Below are 19,239 nucleotides of genomic sequence, written 5' to 3' on the forward strand. Positions count from 1 at the left end.
GGCTTACTGCGCGATACCGGTCATCGGCTTGCCGCCGACACGGCCGATCACCGTCTCGCCCGCGACCGAACGCTGGCCCAGGCAGACCTGCGGCGTGACGTCATCGGGCAGATAGACGTCGACGCGGCTGCCGAAGCGGATCAGGCCGACACGCTGACCGGCGGCGACCATATCCCCGGGCTTCACGAAACCGACGATCCGACGTGCGACCAAACCGGCGATCTGGGTAAAACCATATTTGCGCCCATCGCGGCCTTCGACCACGAAATGCTGGCGCTCATTCTCGTCCGACGCCTTGTCGAGGTCGGCGTTCAGGAACTTGCCCGAGATATAGACGACCTGGCGGATGACGCCCGCGACGGGCGTGCGATTGATGTGCACGTCGAACACCGACATGAAGATCGACACGCGGACCAGCGGCGCCTCACCTAGTTCGCCGACCAGCTCGCGCGGGATCGGAACGCGCTGGATCATCGTCACCAGGCCATCGGCGGGTGCGACGATCAGGTCGTCGCCCTGCGGCGTGGTGCGGACGGGGTCGCGGAAGAACGCCGCGATCCAGATGCACAGACCGACGAACGGCCAGAACAGCACCTTGGTGATCAGCGTGGCGACGATGGTCAGGCCCGCCCCGATCAGCACATATTTGCGCCCTTCGGGATGGACGGCGGGGAAGCGCCACTTGACGGTGGTGGTCGCGACGGGGGGCTTTTCGAGCGAAGGCATCGGGCCTGTCTACCTGTCCACCGGCCATCGCACAATCTTTTCGGTTCGCCCCGGCCCTTTCGCATGATGTTCAGGGCAGTTGATCCGCCGCGCCCCCTCCCCTAGACGCGTCGCCAAACCTGCCTAATCTGAAGGATGCGCATATGGCGAAGATCAAGGTAAACACCCCCGTCGTGGAGATCGACGGCGACGAAATGACCCGGATCATCTGGGAATGGATTCGCGAGCGCCTGATCAAGCCGTATCTCGACATCGAACTGGCCTATTTCGACCTGTCGGTCCAGAATCGCGACGCGACCGCCGACCAGGTGACCATTGACAGCGCCCACGCCACGCAGAAGTACGGCGTCGCCATCAAGTGCGCGACCATCACCCCCGACGAGCAGCGCGTCGAGGAGTTCGGCCTGAGGAAGATGTGGAAGTCGCCCAACGGCACGATCCGCAACATCCTGGGCGGCGTGGTGTTCCGCGAGCCGATCGTCATCAAGAACGTTCCCCGCCTCGTCCCCGGCTGGACCCACCCGATCGTCGTCGGCCGTCATGCGTTCGGCGACCAGTATAAGGCGACCGATTTCAAGGTCCCCGGCAAGGGCAAGCTGACCCTGAAGTGGGAAGGCGAGAATGGCGAGTCGATCGAAGAGGAGGTGTTCAACTTCCCCGCCGCCGGCGTCGCCATGGGCATGTACAATCTCGACGAATCGATCCGCGACTTCGCGCGCGCCTCGATGAACTATGGTCTGAACCGCGGCTGGCCGGTCTATCTGTCGACCAAGAACACCATCCTGAAGGCCTATGACGGCCGCTTCAAGGATATCTTCCAGGAGGTGTTCGACGCCGAATTCGCCGAGCAGTTCAAGGCGGCGGGCATCGAGTATCAGCACCGCCTGATCGACGACATGGTCGCCTCGGCCCTCAAGTGGCACGGCGAATTCGTCTGGGCCTGCAAAAACTATGACGGCGACGTGCAGTCGGACACGGTGGCGCAGGGCTTCGGCTCGCTGGGCCTGATGACCTCGGTCCTGATGACCCCGGACGGCAAGACGATCGAGGCGGAAGCGGCGCACGGCACCGTGACCCGTCACTATCGCCAGCACCAGCAGGGCAAGGCGACTTCGACCAACCCAATCGCGTCGATCTTCGCCTGGACCGGCGGTCTGAAGTATCGCGGCAAGTTCGACAACACGCCCGACGTCGTCCGCTTCGCCGAGACGCTGGAAAAGGTCTGCGTCCAGACCGTCGAAAACGGCCAGATGACCAAGGACCTCGCCATCCTGATCGGCCCGGACCAGCCCTGGATGACCACCGAGCAGTTCTTCGAGGCGATCCGCGTCAACCTCGAAACCGCGATGGCCAACTGGCAGTAATTTCTGCCGCTATGTGTAAGAAAGGGGCTTGGAGGCATTGCTTCCGGGCCCCTTTCTTATTCCGGGGAAGTCGTCAAAGGCCATGTCGCAGCGTGGCCCGGCGTCTCTTGGCCTTCGACTATGCTCAGGTTGAACGAATGTTAGGCCGGATCGACATTTGGCCTGCCTCTTTTCCCTCTCCCCTGGATAGGGGAGAGGGTTAGCGGAGCTTGCCAGCCTGCTGGCTAGCGCAGCTTGGGTGAGGGGTTGAGCAAGCCTTCGGCTCGCGCTCGCTTACGCGAGCATTCACCCCTCACCCAGCTCCGACTAAGCCTTTGCTCTCGCAAAGCCTAAGTCTGCGCAACCCTCTCCCCTCTATGAGGGGCGAGGGGAGAAGGGCATGGTCGGGTGTCGATTCGGCCTAGGGAGCGAGGGGCTATCCCTACAGCCGTTCACGCTGAGCGAAGTCGAAGCGCACGCCTCGCCATCGCCCCTTGGCGTTTCGCCTATTCCCGCCCTTCGCGCTCCAGATAGGCGATCACGTCCGCCCGGGCGAGCGGATCGGGCAGGCCGGGGAAGGTCATCTTTGTGCCCGGCGCGAAGCGTTGGGGCGAGGTCAGCCAGCGGTTCATCGTCGCGCGGTCCCAGCGCCCGCCGACCCGCTCCAGTGCGGCGGTATAGCCATAGCGCAGGCTACCGCCCGCGACCGGCTTGCCCATGATGCCGTGCAGGTTCGGCCCCGCCCGGTCCAGTTCGCCCTTGCCGATCGTGTGACAGGCCAGACACTGGCCGAAGGTCCGCGCCCCCGCATCGGCATCCGCGACCCGCATTAGCGCGTCGAACGACGGGTTGGGGCCAGCCCCCTTCAGCCGCTCGGCCCGGTCGCCATCGCCGCAGCCGGCCAGGGCCAGGCAAGGCAGGATGGCGAACAGGGCGGTTGATCGGGGCGGCTTCATCGCGCCGCCCTAACGCCGCCACCGGGTCATAACCGATTGGACGAATCGCCCCATCGTCGTTTCGTGGGATTAACGACCTGACAAGCGCGACCAAGCCGGGTTAGGCTGTCGCCATGGCACTTCGGTTAGACAATCAGGGCTTTTCCGACGCCCTCGTGATCCTCGGGTCGGCGGGGATCGTCATTCCGGCCTTTGCGCGCTTTCGGGTCAGCCCGGTCATCGGGTTCATCCTGGTCGGGCTGCTGGTCGGCCCGGCGGGCCTGGGATCGCTCGTACCCCATGCGCCATGGCTCTATTATCTAACGATTTCCAACCCGGAATCGATCGAGCCCTTTGCCGAGTTTGGCATCATATTATTGCTGTTTTCCATTGGGTTGGAGCTATCCTTTCGCAGGCTTTGGGCGATGCGACGGCTGGTGTTCGGCACCGGTGCGGCCGAGCTGATCGGCGCGGCGACGCTGATCGGGATCGCGCTCCATATGCTGGGGCAGGGCTGGGCGGGCGCGATCGGGCTGGGCCTCGCCCTCACCCTGTCGTCGACCGCGTTGGTGCTGCCACTGGTCGGCACGACGAGTCCCGTGGGTCGGGGCGCCTTCGCGATGCTGCTCTTCGAGGATCTGGCGCTGGTCCCGATCATCTTCGCACTGGGCGCGATGGCCCCGACCGCCAGCGACGAAGGCTGGGTCGGAATTGCAGGCGTCGCCTTGCGCGGCGGGTTGACCGTGGTCGCCATGTATCTGGGCGGCAAGCTGGTCCTGCCGCGCCTGTTCGCCCAGGCCGCGCGAACCAAGAGCCCGGAACTGTTCCTTGCCGCCTCGTTGCTGGTCGTCATCGTCGCCAGCGTCGCGACCACGGCGGCGGGCCTTTCACCGATCGTCGGCGCGCTGCTCGCCGGACTGCTCATTGCCGAAACCGAGTATCATTCGGAGGTCGAGGTGATGACCGCGCCGTTCAAAGGACTGGCGCTGGGTGTATTCCTCATCACCGTGGGCATGAGCCTGGACCTAAGGCTGATTGCGAAGAACTGGGACTCGCTGCTGCTCGCCGTGGTCGGGATCGTCGCGGTGAAGGCGATCGTCACCTATCTGCTGCTGCGGATCGCCCATGCCCGGCGCGGCGTGGCGGCGGAGACAGGCCTGTTGATGGGCAGCCCGTCCGAGACGACGCTGATCGTGTTGGGCACCGCGGCGCAGGCGCAGCTGATCCTGCCCTCGACCGCCAGCTTCTGGCAGACGGTGACCGCGATCGGCCTGACCATCACCCCGCTGCTCGCCAAGGCGGGCCGCGTCATCTCGCGCCGGATCGAGGCACGCGGCGCCGACGGCCCCGCCGCGCCCGAATTGGAGGCGGACGGCGGCCGCACGGTCATCATCGGCTTCGGGCGCGTCGGCAAGATGATCGCCGACATGCTGACCGTGCACGGCCAGACCTATGTCGCGGTGGAGGCCGATATCGATTCGGTCGGCGAGGCGCGGCGGGCGGGCTATCCGGTGCTGTTCGGGGACGTGGCGCGGGCGGAGCTGGTCGACAGGCTGAACCTGCCCGCCGCGCGCGCGCTGATCCTGACGATGGACGATCCCGTCCTGACCGTCCGGCTGGCGCGGCGCATTCGCGAGGCCGCACCCGACCTGCCGATCATCGCCCGCGCGCGCGACATGGCCCATGCGACCGAACTCTACCGGGCGGGGGTCAGCGAGGCGGTGCCCGAGACGCTGGAGAGCTCGCTGCAACTGTCGGAAGCGGTGCTGGTCGACCTGGGTGTCGCAATGGGGCCGGTGATCGCCTCGATCCACGAAAAGCGCGACGAACTGCGCCAGGTCATCCGGCGCGAGGCGCAACTCCAGCGCGAGCCACGTATCCGGCGGCTGCGACGCCTGGGGGAACAAAACTAAACCAACCCTCCCCAAGCAGAGCTTGGGGAGGAATTTTAAGATCAGCCCAGACGACCGAGCGCCGCGTGCAGCCGCGCGGCCTCGGCCATCTTGTCGGCATGGTCGGCGCGGGCCTTCTCGACCGCCTCGGGCTTGGCGCGCTCGACGAAGCTGGCATTGCCCAGCCGCCCGCCCAGTGCGTCGCGTTCCTTCTCGACCGCCGCGATGGCCTTGGTGAGGCGCTGGCGTTCGGCGTCGAGGTCGATCACGCCTTCCAGCGGCAGAACGAAGGTCGCTTCGTCCACCACAACCTGCGCCGCACCGCCCGCGACTTCGCCCTCGGCAGCATCGACACGGGCCAGACGCGCCAGTGCCGAAGCCTGACGGGTCAGGCGCGCCGTCGTCCCCTCGTTCGCGTCACGCACATGCATGGCCAGACGCGCGCCCGGCGGCACGTTGAGTTCGGTGCGGGCAGCGCGGATTTCGCTGACCAGGCGGATCAGCCAGTCGATCTCGCGCTCCGCTTCGGGATCGAGCGCGCGGGCGTCGGCCATCGGCCACTGGGCCACGATCAGGTCATGATCGCGCGCGCCCATGGCGTGCCACAGTTCCTCGGTGATGAAGGGCATGAAGGGGTGAAGCAGGACCAGGATCTGGTCGAGCACCCAGCCCGCCACAGCGCGCGTTTCCTCGCCACCCTCTTCGCCACCCTGCAGGACCGGCTTGATAAGTTCGAGATACCAGTCGCAGAAGCGGCTCCAGACGAACTGGTATATCGCGTTGGCCGCCCCGTCGAACCGGTAGTCGGCGAGTGCCAAGTCGACCGCCTGAACGGTCTTCACCGTCTCGGCGATGATCCACTTGTTGACCGCGAGGCTGGCGTTCGGCGCCTCCAGCGTCGCGGATGCGCCGATGCCGTTGGCCTGGGCAAAGCGCGCCGCGTTCCACAGCTTGGTCGCGAAGTTGCGATAGCCCTCGACCCGGCGTTCATCCATCTTGATGTCGCGGCCCTGGCTCTCCATCGCCGCCATGAAGAAGCGCAGCGCGTCGGCGCCGTACTGGTCGATCAGGCCCAGCGGATCGACCGTATTGCCCTTCGATTTCGACATTTTCGAGCCGTCGGCGGCGCGGACAAGACCGTGGAGATACAGCGTCTTGAAGGGCACCTCTTCCATGAAGTGCAGACCCTGCATCATCATCCGCGCATCCCAGAAGAACAGGATGTCGAAGCCGGAGATCAGCACGTCGTTCGGGTAGCGCCCCGCCAGCGTCTTGTCGCCGTTGTCGGGCCAGCCGAGCGTCGCGAACGGCCAGAGCGCCGACGAGAACCAAGTGTCGAGTACGTCCGGATCGCGAGTCAGGGTGACGCCCTCACCCGCCTGCGCCCGCGCTTCTTCCTCGGTTTCGGCGACGAACACGCGGCCGTCATCGGCAAACCAGGCTGGGATCTGGTGGCCCCACCAGAGCTGGCGGCTGACGCACCAGGGCTGGATATTCTCCATCCAGTTGAAGAAGGTCTTCTCCCAGGCCTGCGGTACGATCTTGATATCGCCGCCGCGCACCGCCTGGATCGCGGGCTGGGCCAGCGTCTTGGCGTCGACATACCATTGGTCGGTCAGCCAGGGCTCGATCACCACGCCCGAACGGTCGCCGAACGGCGTCTGGATCGTACGCGGCTCGGCGTCATGTTCTTCGCCGTCCTTGTCGATATGCGGGATCAGGACGCACTCGTCCTTCAGCCGCGCGACCACCGCCTTGCGCGCGTCGGCGGTCGACAGGCCGAGGAACGTGTCCGGGATCAGACCGTCCGAGGTCTGGCAGATATGCGCCTTGCCATCGAGCATGTTGAGCATGTCGCGCGCTTCGATACCGGCGCGGCGGCCGACCTCGAAATCGTTGAAGTCATGGCCCGGCGTGATCTTGACGGCGCCCGACCCCAGTTCGGGGTCGGCATGTTCGTCGGCGACGATCGGGATCAGGCGGCCGGTGATCGGCAGGCGCACCTGCTTGCCGATCAGCGCGGTGTAGCGCGCGTCGTCTGGATGGACCGCGACCGCCATGTCGGCCAGCATCGTCTCGGGCCGGGTCGTCGCGACCTCGATAAAGCCCGATCCATCGGCCAGCGGATAGCGCAGGCGCCAGAAGCTGCCCTTCACTTCGCGCGTCTCGACCTCCAGATCGCTGATCGCGGTGCCGAGCCCGGCGTCCCAGTTGACCAGCCGCTTGTCGCGATAGAGCAGTCCTTGGTTGTACAGGTCGACAAAGACCTTCAGCACCGCCTTGCTGAAGCCCTCGTCCATGGTGAACCGTTCATTGGCCCAGTCCATCGAGCAGCCCAGACGACGCAGCTGGCCGGTGATCTGGCCGCCGCTCTCCGCCTTCCACGTCCATACCTTTTCCAGGAACTGGTCACGGGTGAAGTCGGTGCGCTTCTGCCCCTTCGCGTTCATCTGGCGCTCGACCACCATCTGGGTCGCGATGCCCGCATGGTCGGTGCCGACGACCCAGAGCGCATCCTTGCCCTTCAACCGGGCGTGGCGGACCAGAATGTCCTGCAACGTGTTGTCGAGCGCATGGCCGATATGCAGGTTGCCGGTGACGTTGGGCGGCGGATTGACGATCGTCCAGGGCTCGGCATTCGGGCGATCGGGGCGGAACAGCCCCTTTTCCTCCCAATGGCCATACCAGCGGGCTTCGATTGCGGCGGGGTCGAACGTCTTGGGCAGCTCAGTCATGACGCTGCCTTAATCACCCGCGCGGCGTGACGCCAGATGCTATCAGGTCCGGGCGCCCGGCCGGTCGAGCACCGCGCGAATCCGCTCGTTCAGGTCGGCGCGGCGATAGGGCTTGCGGATCAGCTCGTAGGAGCGCGCGCCCTCGTCGATCGCCTCGTCGGCAAAGCCCGTGGTCAGCAGGATGGACAGATGCGGATAGTCGCGCCGCACCACCTGCGCCAGCGCGACGCCGTTCATGCCGCCGGGCATCAGGATATCGGTGAAAAGCAGTGCGAAATCGCTGTCCTTCGCCAGATGGTCCAGCGCTTCGCGCGCGCTGCGGGTCAGGACGACGTCATAGCCCAGATCCTCCAGCATCGACTTGCCGAGATCGCCGACATCATCCTGATCTTCGACCATCAGCACCCGCTCGACCCCGCCGCTGCGTGCGGGCTGTATCGGCGTGGCGCGGCGTTCGGTGACGCCGGCGGCACGCGGAAAATAGAGCGCGATCGTCGCGCCGTCCGCATCCGTTTCGACCGTGGCGAGGCCGCCCGACTGGCGCATGAAGCCATAGACCATGGCCAGCCCCAGCCCTGCGCCCTTCCCCATCTCCTTGGTGGTGAAGAAGGGGTCGAAAATCTTGTCGGCGATCTGCGGATCGAGACCCGGCCCGGTATCGGCAACCTGCACGACGACATATTCGCCCGCATCCAGATTGGCGGGCCCCTCCGGGCTGTCGCCGGACTGGATCATGTTGCGGGTCGAGATGGTGACCTCGCCCTGACCCGACTGGCGGCCGATCGCCTCGCGCGCATTCGTGACGATGTTGAGGAGCGCCATCTCGGCCTGAACCGGGTCGATTCGACAGTTCCAGAGATTTTCCTCCAGCCGCTGCCGCATCACCACGCCATCGCCCGCCGTGCGGTTCAGGATCGGACGGAAATCCTCGATCAACTGGTTGAAGTTAAGCAACCGGTCGCGAAGCTCCTGCTTGCGGGCAAAGGCGAGCAGTTGCTGGGTCAGCGTCGCGCCCCGCGCGGCGGCGGCGGCGATCGCCTCGACCGCACGACGGCCGCCGCGATCGCCCTGATCGACCCGTGCCTCCAGGATATCGGCATAGCCGATGATGACCTGGAGCAAATTGTTGAAATCGTGCGCGATGCCGCCGGTCAGCTTGCCGACCGCTTCCATCTTCTGCGCCTCGTGCAACGCATCCTCGGCCTCGCGGCGGCGCGAGATGTCGAGCTGGCTGCTGAAGAAATAGACCAGCTCGCCCGCATCGTCATAGACCGGCGAGACGAACAGCGCGTTCCAGAAGGTCGAGCCGTTCTTGCGATAGTTGAGCAGTTCGACCGCGATCTCGTCGCGCCGCGCGATCGCCGCGCGGACCTGCGCCACCACGTCGCGATCGGTTTCCGGTCCCTGGAGAAAGCGGCAATTGGTGCCGAGGATTTCTTCCTCGGAATAGCCGGTCATGAAGCTGAAGGCTTCGTTGCAGAAGACGATGGGATTGTCCGGTTGCCGCGGATCGGTGACGATCATCGGCATCCGCGTCGTCTTCACCGCGGCGAAGAAGATGTCGGACTGGCCCGAATGCGGCTGTTTCGCATCGGCGATCGGGGGGGACGACACGTGCGAGCGCGTCGATTTCGACAGATCGGGCGTCTCGGGTGTCGGGTTCATGCCCAACGAACCCGGACGGGTGCCCCCGGTTCCGCTCGCATCGTGATGCACGTCGAAAAGCCGGCGGGCAGGATCAGCGCCCTTCGCGCGTGATCCGGGCGATCTCGCGCGCGACCATCGCCTCGACCATCTCGGGCAGATGGGTGTCGAGCCATTCGCGCAGCATCGGGCGCAGCATGTCACGGACCAGCCCTTCGAGCGTGCCGTCGCTGGTAGGTTCGGGCTTGACCATCATACGGCTGAGCGCCTCCAGGGAACCACGGCTGGCCTCGGCCACGCGCGGGGAAACGATCGCCTCTTCCGCGTCGTCCAGATCGGCCTGGACCGGCGGGGCGACGGGTGCGGGAGCGGCGACATGCGCCACCGGCTCAGGGGCCGGAGCGGGTTCGGGGGCCACGGCGCGCATCGCCGATTCGGCGGCGCGGGCGGCGGCGGCCTCGACCTTCATGCGCAGCGGCATGGGATCGCTGAGTTCCAGAACCTCGGGCGAATCATCCTCGACCGCAGGCGCGGGCACCGGGCGCGGCTGGCGACGCTGACGCGCGGGCACCTCGCCCTCTTCGGCAATGATCCGTTTGATCGAGGAGAGGATCTCTTCCATCGACGGCTCGGCGCTGACATCACCCATGACCGCAAACCCCATTCTTGCCCCCAAGGCCCCTGTCCGGCCTTATTGCCGGCTTGGTGCCTCCGCACCTGTGGTTAATGCGGGGCTTCTGTCAACAGGGGCGTTGACGTCGGCATCGAGCGGACGGGTGATCGCCGCCGTCTGCGCCGGGGTTCCGGCGGTCGTGCTGGCGACCGGCGCGGGCTCGCCGTCGCCGCCCCAGTCGCTAATCTTGTTGCGGACACGCTTGTAGTTGGTGACCGGATCGTACAGCGAACCGCCGTCCAGCCCCAGGTCGCGCGCCTCGGCATTGCCCATCGCGGCGATCAGCGCGAAGCCCGCGACATAGGCATCGCGCCGCGCCGTCACCAGCGTCACCTGGCTGTTCAGCAATTCCTGCTCGGCGTTCAGGATGTCGAGCACGGTACGGGTGCCGACGCTGTTTTCGGCCCGCACGCCCTCCAGCGACAGCGAGTTGGCGCGCACCGCCGATTCGGCGGAGGCGATCACCTGCTGCGAGGACTGCCACACGGCGTAAGCCGAGCGGACCTGCGCCACGACCTGCCGCTCCGTGCCGGTCGCATTCTCCAGCGCCTGGCCGCGCAGGGCCTCGGCCTGACGGACCTGCGCGGCCGGGCGACCGCCCTGGAACAACGGCATGGACAGCTGGACGCCGACGGTCGCGTTGACCCCGGAGGTCGGCACGTTGCCCACGCCCGGCGGCGCGTTCAGCGAACCGAGATAGTTGAAATAATTCCCGCTCGACACCGCCGCCACGCGCGGCAGCCGGTTGGCGCGGGCGACGTTGATGTCATAGCGGGTCGCATCCGCCGAACGCCGCGCGGCGATCAGCTGCGGATTCTGATCCAGCGCGACCGCGACCGCCTGGTTGGGTGAAGCAGGCAGCGCGGGAAGCGCGGGCGGCTGCTCCAGGCCGACGGGTGCGATGCCGACGATGTTGACGTAATTCTCGCGGCTGGAGATCAAATTGGCCTGCGCCGACTGAAGCTGCGCGCGCGCCTGCGCCAGCCGCGCCTCGGACTGGGCGACGTCGGTGCGGGTCAGGTCGCCCACCTGGAACCGGTCGCGCGAAGCGCGCAAATTGGTGTCCAGCACATTGACGTTGCGGGTATTGAGATTGACGATCGCTTCGTCGCGGATGACGTTCATGTACGCCGCGACGACATTGGTGAAGAGGTTGGCCTCCACCCCGCGCAGCTGCGCCCGGCCCGCATCGACCCGCGTCTCGGCGGCACGCACCGCATTCTTGACCGCACCGCCCTGATAGAGCGGCACCGACAATTGCACCTGCCCGGACCCGACGCGTTCAGGGTTCAGGAAGTTGTTGTTGGCAACGACGATATTGTCGATGATCTGCGCGTTGGATTGCAGCGACGGCAGGCCGCTGGACCGTGCGATCGGCACATTCTCATCGGTCGCGCGCTGGGCGGCACGCTGGCCGGTGATCGTCGGGTTGGTCTGGTACGCCCGCACCATCGCCTCGCGCAGCGTCTCCGCCGACGCCGATCCGGCAAGCAGCAGGGCCGAACCGATCAGGACGCCGGAGGTCAGGGAGGAAGTCAGGTGCAGGCGCATAGTCCCTCAGAATTGGAAGGCGCGAGGACGGGCAAAGCCCGGCAGAATGGTGCATTCGGCATCGGCAAAGGCGCGCACCCCGTGGCCGCCCTCGGTCCGGCGACCGCTGGCCAGGCGCGTCACGCCGTTCTCGACCAGACCGGTAACGATCCGGCCGCCGATCTTGACCTGCTCGACCAGTGCGGCCGGCAGCTCCTCGACCGCGCCGTCGATGACCAGTACGTCATAGGGCGCCGCGGCGGCGTGCCCGGCGTTCAGCGCGCCCTGCACGACTTCGACCTTGGTTTCACCGGCCAGCGCGGTGCGCGCGGCAGCGACCAGATCAGCATTTTCCTCGACCGCGATCACCTGGGCCACGATCCCGGCCAGCAGCGCGGCGGTATAGCCGGTGCCTGCGCCGATCAGCAGGACCCGGTCGCCCGCCTCCAGATACGCCTCGGTCAGCAGACGGCCGGTCGCCATCGGCAGGTTGACCGCGCGCCCCTGCCCCAGGTCGAGCGTCCCGTCGCGATACGCCACCGGACGCAGCGCCTCCGGCACGAACGCCTCGCGTGGGACACGTGCCATCGCGGCGACGACACGCTGGTCGCTGACCGCCGTGGTGCGCAGCTGGCTGGCCACCATCGCATGGCGCATCGCGTCGAAATCGGAGGAATCGTAGCTGGTTGTCATCATCGCCCATCCCTGTCGCACAGCCGTTTTAGCCATGCAATACACTAATTGGTTCCCGCCGCTTCTATCGCCTGGACCTTCTATCGCCAAGCGGTTGAGCATTGGTGAAGCCGATCGGCGTAACGCACTTTTTCCGGCAACCCCGCACTCCCCTGTTGACGCCGCGCGAAAAACCGCACACATGCCCGCCTCCCACGCATCGAGGCGCGATGGCGGAGTGGTGACGCAGAGGACTGCAAATCCTTGCACCCGGGTTCGATTCCCGGTCGCGCCTCCAGATTTTCCTGACATTTCGGATGATCGGACCAGCCCTGCGGGGCGGGCGGCGGGGTGATTCGACCGTCTCTTCCCGGATCAGCCTTTTCCGGAAAAGCGATGGACCCGGCCGCGTCGCCATGCCTAAGTCGCGACCTTGTTGGCGCGAAGGGGAATATCATGCGGTTTCTGGCGATGACGGCGGCGATGGCGCTCGCCTCCACGGCGATGCAGCCGGTCGCGGCGCAGACCGCTCCCGCGCAGCAGGTCGATCCAGCGCCGGTCGAATATGACATCGCCTTCCCCCGCGCCCAGCATCACGAGGCGCAGGTCAGCGTCACCTATCACGGGCTCGATCGCCAACCCGTCCGCTTCCAGATGGCCCGCTCCTCGCCCGGCCGCTATGCGCTGCACGAGTTCGCCAAGAACGTCTATTCGGTGTCCGCCGTCGACGGCGCGGGCAAGCCGCTGACCGTCGAGCGGACCGACCCCTATGGCTGGACCGTCGCCGGCCATGACGGCACGGTGACGGTGCGCTACACACTGTTCGGCGACCGGGGCGACGGCACCTATGCCCAGATCGACCCGACCCACGCCCGGCTGAATATTCCCGCGACCTTCCTCTGGGCGATCGGGCAGGACGCACGGCCGATCCGCGTCCGCTTCCACCCCCAAGCCGGGTGGAAGATCGCCACCCAGTTGGCTCCGACGAACGACCCGACCGTCTTCACCGCGCGCGATCTGCAATATTTCATGGACAGCCCGGTCGAACTGTCCGCCTGGGACGAACGCCACTGGACGGTCGCGAACGGGGCGAAGACCTACACGATCCGCCTGACCGTCCATCATGACGGCAGCGCCGCCGATCTCGACCGCTTCGCCGCCATGGCGCAGAAGGTCACCGCGCAGCAGATCGCGGTCTTCGGCGAGACGCCCGCCTATGATTACGGCACCTACACCTTCCTTGCCGATTACATGCCGCAGATCAGCGGCGACGGGATGGAGCACCGCAACTCCACCGTCATCAGCCAGGCGCGCTCGCTGGCGGCGGGCAAGTTTTCGCAGATCCAGACGCTCAGCCACGAATTCTTCCACAGCTGGAATGTCGAGCGCATCCGCCCGGCCGAGCTGGAGCCGTTCGATTTCACCCGCGCCAATGCCACGCCCTCGCTCTGGCTGGCCGAAGGCTTCACCCAATATTATGGCCCGCTCACCGTGGTCCGCGCAGGCGAGATGCCGGTCGACGATTATGTCGCCCAGCTGTCAGGTACGCTGAACGCCCTCATCAATTCCCCGGCACGGCGCTATGGCGGGCCGCAGGAAATGAGCCTGCGCGCGCCCTTCGTCGATGCGGCGCAGTCGATCGACCCGACCAATCCGAACATCTTCTTTTCCTATTATCCGTACGGCGCGGTGATCGCGCTGGCGCTGGACATGGAGTTGCGCCAGCGCTTCCCGCAGCTGACGCTGGACGATTATATGCGGCAGCTCTGGCGCAGCTTCGGCAAGCCCGAGCGCAGCTATCGCCCCGACGATCTGCGCATCGCCCTGGGGCAGGTGACCGGCGATCAGGCTTTTGCCGACCGCTTCTTCGCGCGCAGCATCACCGCCAGCGGCCTGCCCGATTTCGCGCCGCTGCTCGCACAGGCCGGACTGACCCTGCGCAAGGCGAACCCCAAGGCGGCCTGGGCGGGCGGAACGCCGGGGCCGCTCGACGGCGGCATGGCGCTAACCGCGCCGACCATACCGGGCACGCCGCTCTATGAAGCCGGACTCGACAAGGGCGACCGGATCGTCAGCGTCGACGGTCGCCCTCTGGCCGACCAGCAGGCCTGGACCGCGATCCTGGCACGTCATGCGCCCGGCGACCGCCTGCTCATCGTCTATCGCCAGCGCGGCGGCGAGCGCAGCGCCACCCTGACGCTGGCCGCCGATCCGACGATCGAGGTGGTCCCGAACGAAAGGATCGGCCAGAAGCTGACACCCGAACAGACCCGCTTCCGCCAGTCCTGGCTGGGGCCACGCCCTGTCCCGACACCCCTTTCACCTGTTCCGCTCTCGCAATGATTCCGAGACGAGGCGGGAACGTCACAGCGCCATAATGGGTTTATCCATGTGAAGTTTTCGGGGGGCGCCGGACGTCACGGCACTTGCGGAGGGGAGGACGCCATGCGAATGCGCGTCATGGAGCCAGATTACGTGCACTATACTGAAATTCCGAGTCATCTGGCCATGTATCTGGACCAGTCTCCCATCGCATTGGCGCTGGCCGATGCGCGCGACGACAATCCCTTGATCTTCATCAATCACGGCTTTCGCGAGCTGACCGGCTATACCAGCGAGGATGTGATCGGGCAGAACTGCCGGATGCTCCAGCGCGATGCTGATAACGAAGAGGCGCGCGAACGGATTCGCGAGTTCCTGGCCAATGATCGCCAGTCGAATGTCCGCACGATGTTGATCAACTTCCGCAAGGACGGCTCGCCGTTCGTCAATCTGCTCTACATGTCGAAGCTGCGCCAGCTGGGCGGCAAGATGCCTTATATCTTCGCGTCGCAGTTCGACGTCAGCCGCTCCCAGCCCGAACGACTGGCCGCCTATGACGCGGAACTGGGCCGCACCCTGGGCAAGCTGACCCCGATCCTGGCGGAAAGCGGCATCGTGCTGGAGGGGTCGCTGACCGCGATCGCCAACACCGCCGCGACCATCGCCCAGGCCAAGCTGACCTTGTCGGACCTCGACCGGGCCGCCTTCCCGTGAGCGCGGACGCCGAGGCTCCGCAGCCCACTCCGCGTCAGGATAACGGCATCGCCCCGGTGCCCGTGGTCGGCATCGGCGCATCGGCCGGCGGGCTGGAGGCGCTTCGCGAAATGCTGACCCCGGCGCGTGCGCCGACCGGCATGGCGTTCGTCGTCGTCCAGCATCTCGACCCCAATCACGAATCCATGCTCGCCCAGCTGCTCGACCGGCACACCAATCTGGAAGTGCGCCAGTGCGAGGGGTCGGAGCGGATCGAGGCCGACCGCGTCTATATCATCCCGCCCGGCCGGGGCCTGGCCATTCGCGGCGGCGTGCTGGAACTGACCGACTTCATCCAGCCGCGCGGGCTGCGCCGCCCGATCGACGATTTCTTCCTGTCACTGGCCAGCGACCAGCAGGCCAATGCCGCCTGCGTCATCCTGTCCGGCACCGGCGCGGACGGCACCACGGGCCTGCGCGCGATCAAGGAAAATGGCGGGGTCAGCGTCGTCCAGAAGCCCGAAAGCGCGCGCTATGACGGGATGCCCCTGTCGGCGGTCGGCACCGGACTGGTCGATTTCGTCAAGCATCCCGGCGAAATCCTCGACTGTCTCCACGCCTTCTTCGCGCGCCGCATGGGCGAGCCGAAGGAGCAGGAGGCCGAGGTCGTCGCCGATCATATCGACGATCTGTGCCGGGTTCTGCGCAACGCAGTCGGTCACGACTTTTCAGGCTATAAGCGCACCACCCTGGTCCGCCGGGTCGAGCGACGGATGCACGTGCTCGGCATCGGCACCGGATCGGCCTATCTGGCGCGGGTCAAGAACGATGCCGACGAGTGCGAGGCGCTGTTCCGCGACCTGCTGATCAACGTCACCCGATTCTTCCGCGATGCCGAATTGTTCGAGACGCTGCGCACCAAGGCGATCGAGCCGCTGACGCGGGGGCGCGACCCGGACGAGGATATCCGCATCTGGATTCCGGGCTGCTCCAGCGGCGAGGAAGCGTATAGCATCGCGATGCTGTTCGCCGAGGCCGCACGCGAAAGCGGGCAACCGCTGGCGGTGCAGATCTTCGCCACCGACATCGACGAGCAGATGCTCCAGATCGCGCGCGAGGGCAGCTATCCAGCCTCCGCCATGGCCGATATTCCGGCCCATCTGCGCGAACGCTACACCATGCCGCACGCCGAGCGATTCAGCATCGCCGCGCCGATCCGCGACATGATCCGCTTTTCCAACCACAGCCTGGTCAAGGACCCACCCTTTTCGCGGATCGACCTGGTGTCGTGCCGCAACCTGCTGATCTATTTCGACGATCGGTTGCAGCAATCGGTGCTGCCGCTGCTCCATTATGCGCTGCGGCCCGGCGGCTATCTGTTCCTGGGTCCGTCCGAGAGCGTCGGGCGGTTCGAGCATCTCTTTCCCGCGATCGACGGCCATGCGCGCCTGTTCGAGCGGTCGCCCGGTTCCCCCTCCTATCCCATCGATCTGCCCGGCAACAGGAGCCACAGCCCGCGGCGCCGCGGCGAGCGGAGCGAGCGTGACGGCGGCACCGTCGGCAGCGACGAGGGCATGGCGATGCGCCGTATCGTCGACCGCTACTCACCGCCCAGCATGGTGGTGGATCAGGATGGCGGCATCCTGGCCGCGTTCGGGCGGTTGAGCCGCTATTTCAACTTCCCCGTGACCCGTGCGGGCGGATCGAGTGCGATCACGCTGGCCCGCCCCGGCCTGCGCGAGGTGATCGGCCCGATGCTCCGCCAGGCCCGCGACGCGCGCAAGCGGATCGCGGCGCGCGACGTGGCGGTGACGACCGAGTTCGGCGTCCAGAAGGTCGAGGTGATCTGCGATCCCCTGACCGACGGATCGCTGCTGTTCCTGTTCCGCGACTCCGCACCGTTCAGCCCGGTCGAGGCGAGCGACCTCGCCGATCTGGAACCCGGCGACGACCATATCGAGGCGCTGGAGGACGAGTTGCGCCTGACCCGCCACCGGCTGCGCTCGACGGTCGAGGAGCTGGAGACGGCGAATGAGGAGCTGAAGAGCTCCAACGAAGAAATGATGTCGATGAACGAGGAGCTTCAATCGACGAACGAGGAATTGTCGACCGTCAATGACGAGCTGAAGACCAAGGTCGACCAGCTGACCGTCGCCAATTCCGACCTGCGCAATTTCTTCGAATCCACCGATCTCGCGGTGGTCGTGCTCGACCGCAACCTGCGTATCCGCAGCTATACCGAGGCGGCGCGGGCCATCTTCCCGTTGCAGCCCAGCGACCGGGGGCGGTTGCTGGCCGATGTCTCGACCCGTCTGGCGACCACCGACTATCTCGACGGCGCGGCGCAGGTCGCGGGCGGCGGCGCGTCGATGCAGCAGCGGGTGACGACGCGCGACGGCGGGCGCACCCTGTCGCTGCGCGTTCTGCCCTATCGTACGCAGGGTGACGGGATCGACGGTGCGACGTTGGTCCTGACCGACATCACGGACGCGCTGAGCCTGGAGCGCGAGCTGGCTGCCGAGCGCGAGCGGCTGGACCTGGCCATCAAGGCGGGCGGCATCGGCGTCTGGGAATATCGTGGCGGCACCGGCGAGATTTTCCTGGACGAAACCGGCCGCCACCTGTTCGGCTTCGCGGCGCAGGACAGTGCCGACCAGGTGCATCAGGTCTTCGACCGAATCGTCCCTGCGGACCGGCCCAGCGTCGAGCTGGCGCTGGCCGAGGCGATGGCCGGGCGCGGCGATTTCGAGATGACGTTCCGGCTCGACCTGAACGGCAGGGAACGCTGGATCAAGGGGTTCGGCCGGGTCGTCACCTCTTCGGCGCCACACCGGATGGTCGGCGTGTCGATCGACGTGACCGCCGAATATGCCATTGCAGAGACGCGCGAACTGATGCTGCGCGAGATGAACCACCGGGTGAAGAACCTGTTCGCGATCATCTCCGGCATCGTGTCGGCTGCGTCGCGCTCGCATGACGACGTGACCGAGATGGCTGACGATGTGCGCGAGCGGATCGCGACCCTGGGCCGCGCCCATTCGCTCGCCTCGCCCGCAGGAGAGCAGCAGGCGATCCCGCTGGCCGCGTTGGTCGACGCGACGATCGCCCCCTATCGCGGACAGTCGACCATCACGATCGACGGACCGCCGCTGCTCGTCGACCGCCGTTGCCTGTCGCCGCTGGCGCTGATCCTGCACGAATGGGCGACCAACTCGGTCAAGTACGGCGCGCTGGCGCAACCTTCGGGCGACCTGTCGGTCGGCTGGACGCTGGCGGATGGCAAGTTGCGGCTCGACTGGACCGAAACGGGTGGCCAGGTGCCCGACGACAGCAACGCCAAGGGCTTCGGCACGGTGCTTGTCCAGACTTCTTCACGCCAATTGGGGGCGGAGTTGGAGCGCAAAAGCCTCGACGGGCGTTTCCTCCTCAGCCTTACCTTGCCGGAAACGATACTCTCGCATGACTAAAACCATTTTGCTGGTCGAGGACGAGTTTTTCGTCGCACTGGATCTCCAGTCCATCATCGAGGATGGCGGCTATCAGGTGGATGGTCCCTATGTCAGCGTCGAGGACGTGCTGGCCCATCTGGACGGTGACAAGCCCGAACTGGCCTGTGCGATCCTGGACGTGCGGCTGCGTGACGGGGAAGTCTTCCCGGCGGCCGAACGACTGCACGAGGCGGGCGTACCGTTGATCTTCCATTCGGGCCATGCCGACGAACACGCGCTGCAGTCGCGCTATCCGGGTGCGGCGGTGTGCGGCAAGCCATGCTCGCCGTCGCTGCTCCGGCGGACGCTGTCGATGGCGGTGTCGGGACCGGCCGAGGGAGACCGGGCGGCGGGGTAAATTGGGGGCATCAGGCTCGGTGAGACACCTTGCCCTCCCCTAACCCCTCCCGCTTGCGGGAGGGGAATGATTGGCTCCGAGCGTTAGCCCATAAACCTCTCCCCTCCCGCAGGCGGGAGGGGAGAGGTTGTGGGGCGAACGTTTGGCCTTGGCTCGCCCCTCCCGCCTGCGGGAGGGGCGAGCCAAGGCCAAACGTTCGCCCCACAACCTCTCCCCTCCCGCAGGCGG

At 66.3% G+C, this 19,239-nt stretch carries 13 protein-coding genes and 1 tRNA gene; 7 read left to right on the plus strand and 7 right to left on the minus strand.

The features are described from left to right. Positions 1 to 3: 3 nt before the first annotated feature. Positions 4 to 726 carry a phosphatidylserine decarboxylase gene (locus tag NS355_RS08990; protein WP_056439669.1) on the minus strand — a complete coding sequence of 241 codons (723 nt, stop codon included), beginning with the start codon at positions 724 to 726 and terminating at the stop codon, positions 4 to 6. Positions 727 to 869: 143 nt separating this feature from the next. On the opposite strand from NS355_RS08990, the gene NS355_RS08995 reads away from it, so the two are divergent. Continuing rightward, positions 870 to 2,090 (plus strand): NADP-dependent isocitrate dehydrogenase, encoded by a 1,221-nt coding sequence (locus NS355_RS08995; protein ID WP_058745394.1) that lies wholly within the window; start codon positions 870 to 872, stop codon positions 2,088 to 2,090. 485 nt (positions 2,091 to 2,575) lie between these two features. Here the strand turns inward: NS355_RS08995 and NS355_RS09000 are convergent, their stop codons facing one another. Further along, positions 2,576 to 3,025, minus strand: coding sequence for a c-type cytochrome (locus tag NS355_RS09000; protein WP_058745395.1), 450 nt, complete (start codon positions 3,023 to 3,025; stop codon positions 2,576 to 2,578). A 113-nt stretch (positions 3,026 to 3,138) separates the two neighbouring features. Between NS355_RS09000 and NS355_RS09005 the strand changes: the two genes are divergently transcribed. Beyond that, positions 3,139 to 4,917: a cation:proton antiporter gene (locus NS355_RS09005; protein WP_058745396.1), complete on the plus strand. Its 1,779-nt coding sequence runs from the start codon at positions 3,139 to 3,141 to the stop codon at positions 4,915 to 4,917. Between the two features lie 41 nt (positions 4,918 to 4,958). On the opposite strand, the gene NS355_RS09010 is transcribed toward NS355_RS09005, so the two are convergent. The 5 genes from NS355_RS09010 to NS355_RS09030 form a co-directional block, all read right to left on the minus strand. After that, positions 4,959 to 7,631 (minus strand): valine--tRNA ligase, encoded by a 2,673-nt coding sequence (locus NS355_RS09010; RefSeq protein ID WP_058745397.1) that lies wholly within the window; start codon positions 7,629 to 7,631, stop codon positions 4,959 to 4,961. Positions 7,632 to 7,673: 42 nt separating this feature from the next. Continuing rightward, positions 7,674 to 9,296 (minus strand): histidine kinase famiy protein, encoded by a 1,623-nt coding sequence (locus NS355_RS09015; protein ID WP_058745403.1) that lies wholly within the window; start codon positions 9,294 to 9,296, stop codon positions 7,674 to 7,676. 73 nt (positions 9,297 to 9,369) lie between these two features. Continuing rightward, positions 9,370 to 9,924, minus strand: coding sequence for a DUF2497 domain-containing protein (locus NS355_RS09020; protein ID WP_084787750.1), 555 nt, complete (start codon positions 9,922 to 9,924; stop codon positions 9,370 to 9,372). A gap of 42 nt (positions 9,925 to 9,966) precedes the next feature. Continuing rightward, positions 9,967 to 11,499, minus strand: coding sequence for a TolC family outer membrane protein (locus NS355_RS09025; RefSeq protein WP_058745398.1), 1,533 nt, complete (start codon positions 11,497 to 11,499; stop codon positions 9,967 to 9,969). Between the two features lie 6 nt (positions 11,500 to 11,505). Further along, positions 11,506 to 12,174, minus strand: a complete 669-nt coding sequence (locus NS355_RS09030; protein ID WP_153008150.1) for a protein-L-isoaspartate O-methyltransferase family protein — start codon at positions 12,172 to 12,174, stop codon at positions 11,506 to 11,508. A gap of 200 nt (positions 12,175 to 12,374) precedes the next feature. Between NS355_RS09030 and NS355_RS09035 the strand changes: the two genes are divergently transcribed. From NS355_RS09035 to NS355_RS09055, 5 genes are all read left to right on the plus strand, one after another. Beyond that, positions 12,375 to 12,448, plus strand: a tRNA-Cys gene (locus NS355_RS09035). A gap of 158 nt (positions 12,449 to 12,606) precedes the next feature. Further along, positions 12,607 to 14,493: a M61 family metallopeptidase gene (locus tag NS355_RS09040; protein WP_058745399.1), complete on the plus strand. Its 1,887-nt coding sequence runs from the start codon at positions 12,607 to 12,609 to the stop codon at positions 14,491 to 14,493. Positions 14,494 to 14,595: 102 nt separating this feature from the next. Beyond that, entirely contained in the window at positions 14,596 to 15,186 is a 591-nt protein-coding gene (locus NS355_RS09045) for a PAS domain-containing protein (protein ID WP_244489616.1), read from the plus strand. After that, complete coding sequence (locus NS355_RS09050) at positions 15,183 to 18,632, plus strand: CheR family methyltransferase (RefSeq protein WP_275934720.1); 3,450 nt, start codon at positions 15,183 to 15,185, stop codon at positions 18,630 to 18,632. Before NS355_RS09045 ends, NS355_RS09050 begins: the two co-directional genes overlap by 4 nt. Continuing rightward, complete coding sequence (locus NS355_RS09055; protein WP_056439694.1) at positions 18,625 to 19,011, plus strand: response regulator; 387 nt, start codon at positions 18,625 to 18,627, stop codon at positions 19,009 to 19,011. The genes NS355_RS09050 and NS355_RS09055 overlap by 8 nt, the downstream gene beginning before the upstream one ends. The last annotated feature ends 228 nt before the right edge of the window (positions 19,012 to 19,239 follow it).

It is taken from the genome of Sphingomonas yabuuchiae, assembly GCF_001477495.1.
Taxonomy (GTDB): domain Bacteria; phylum Pseudomonadota; class Alphaproteobacteria; order Sphingomonadales; family Sphingomonadaceae; genus Sphingomonas; species Sphingomonas yabuuchiae_A.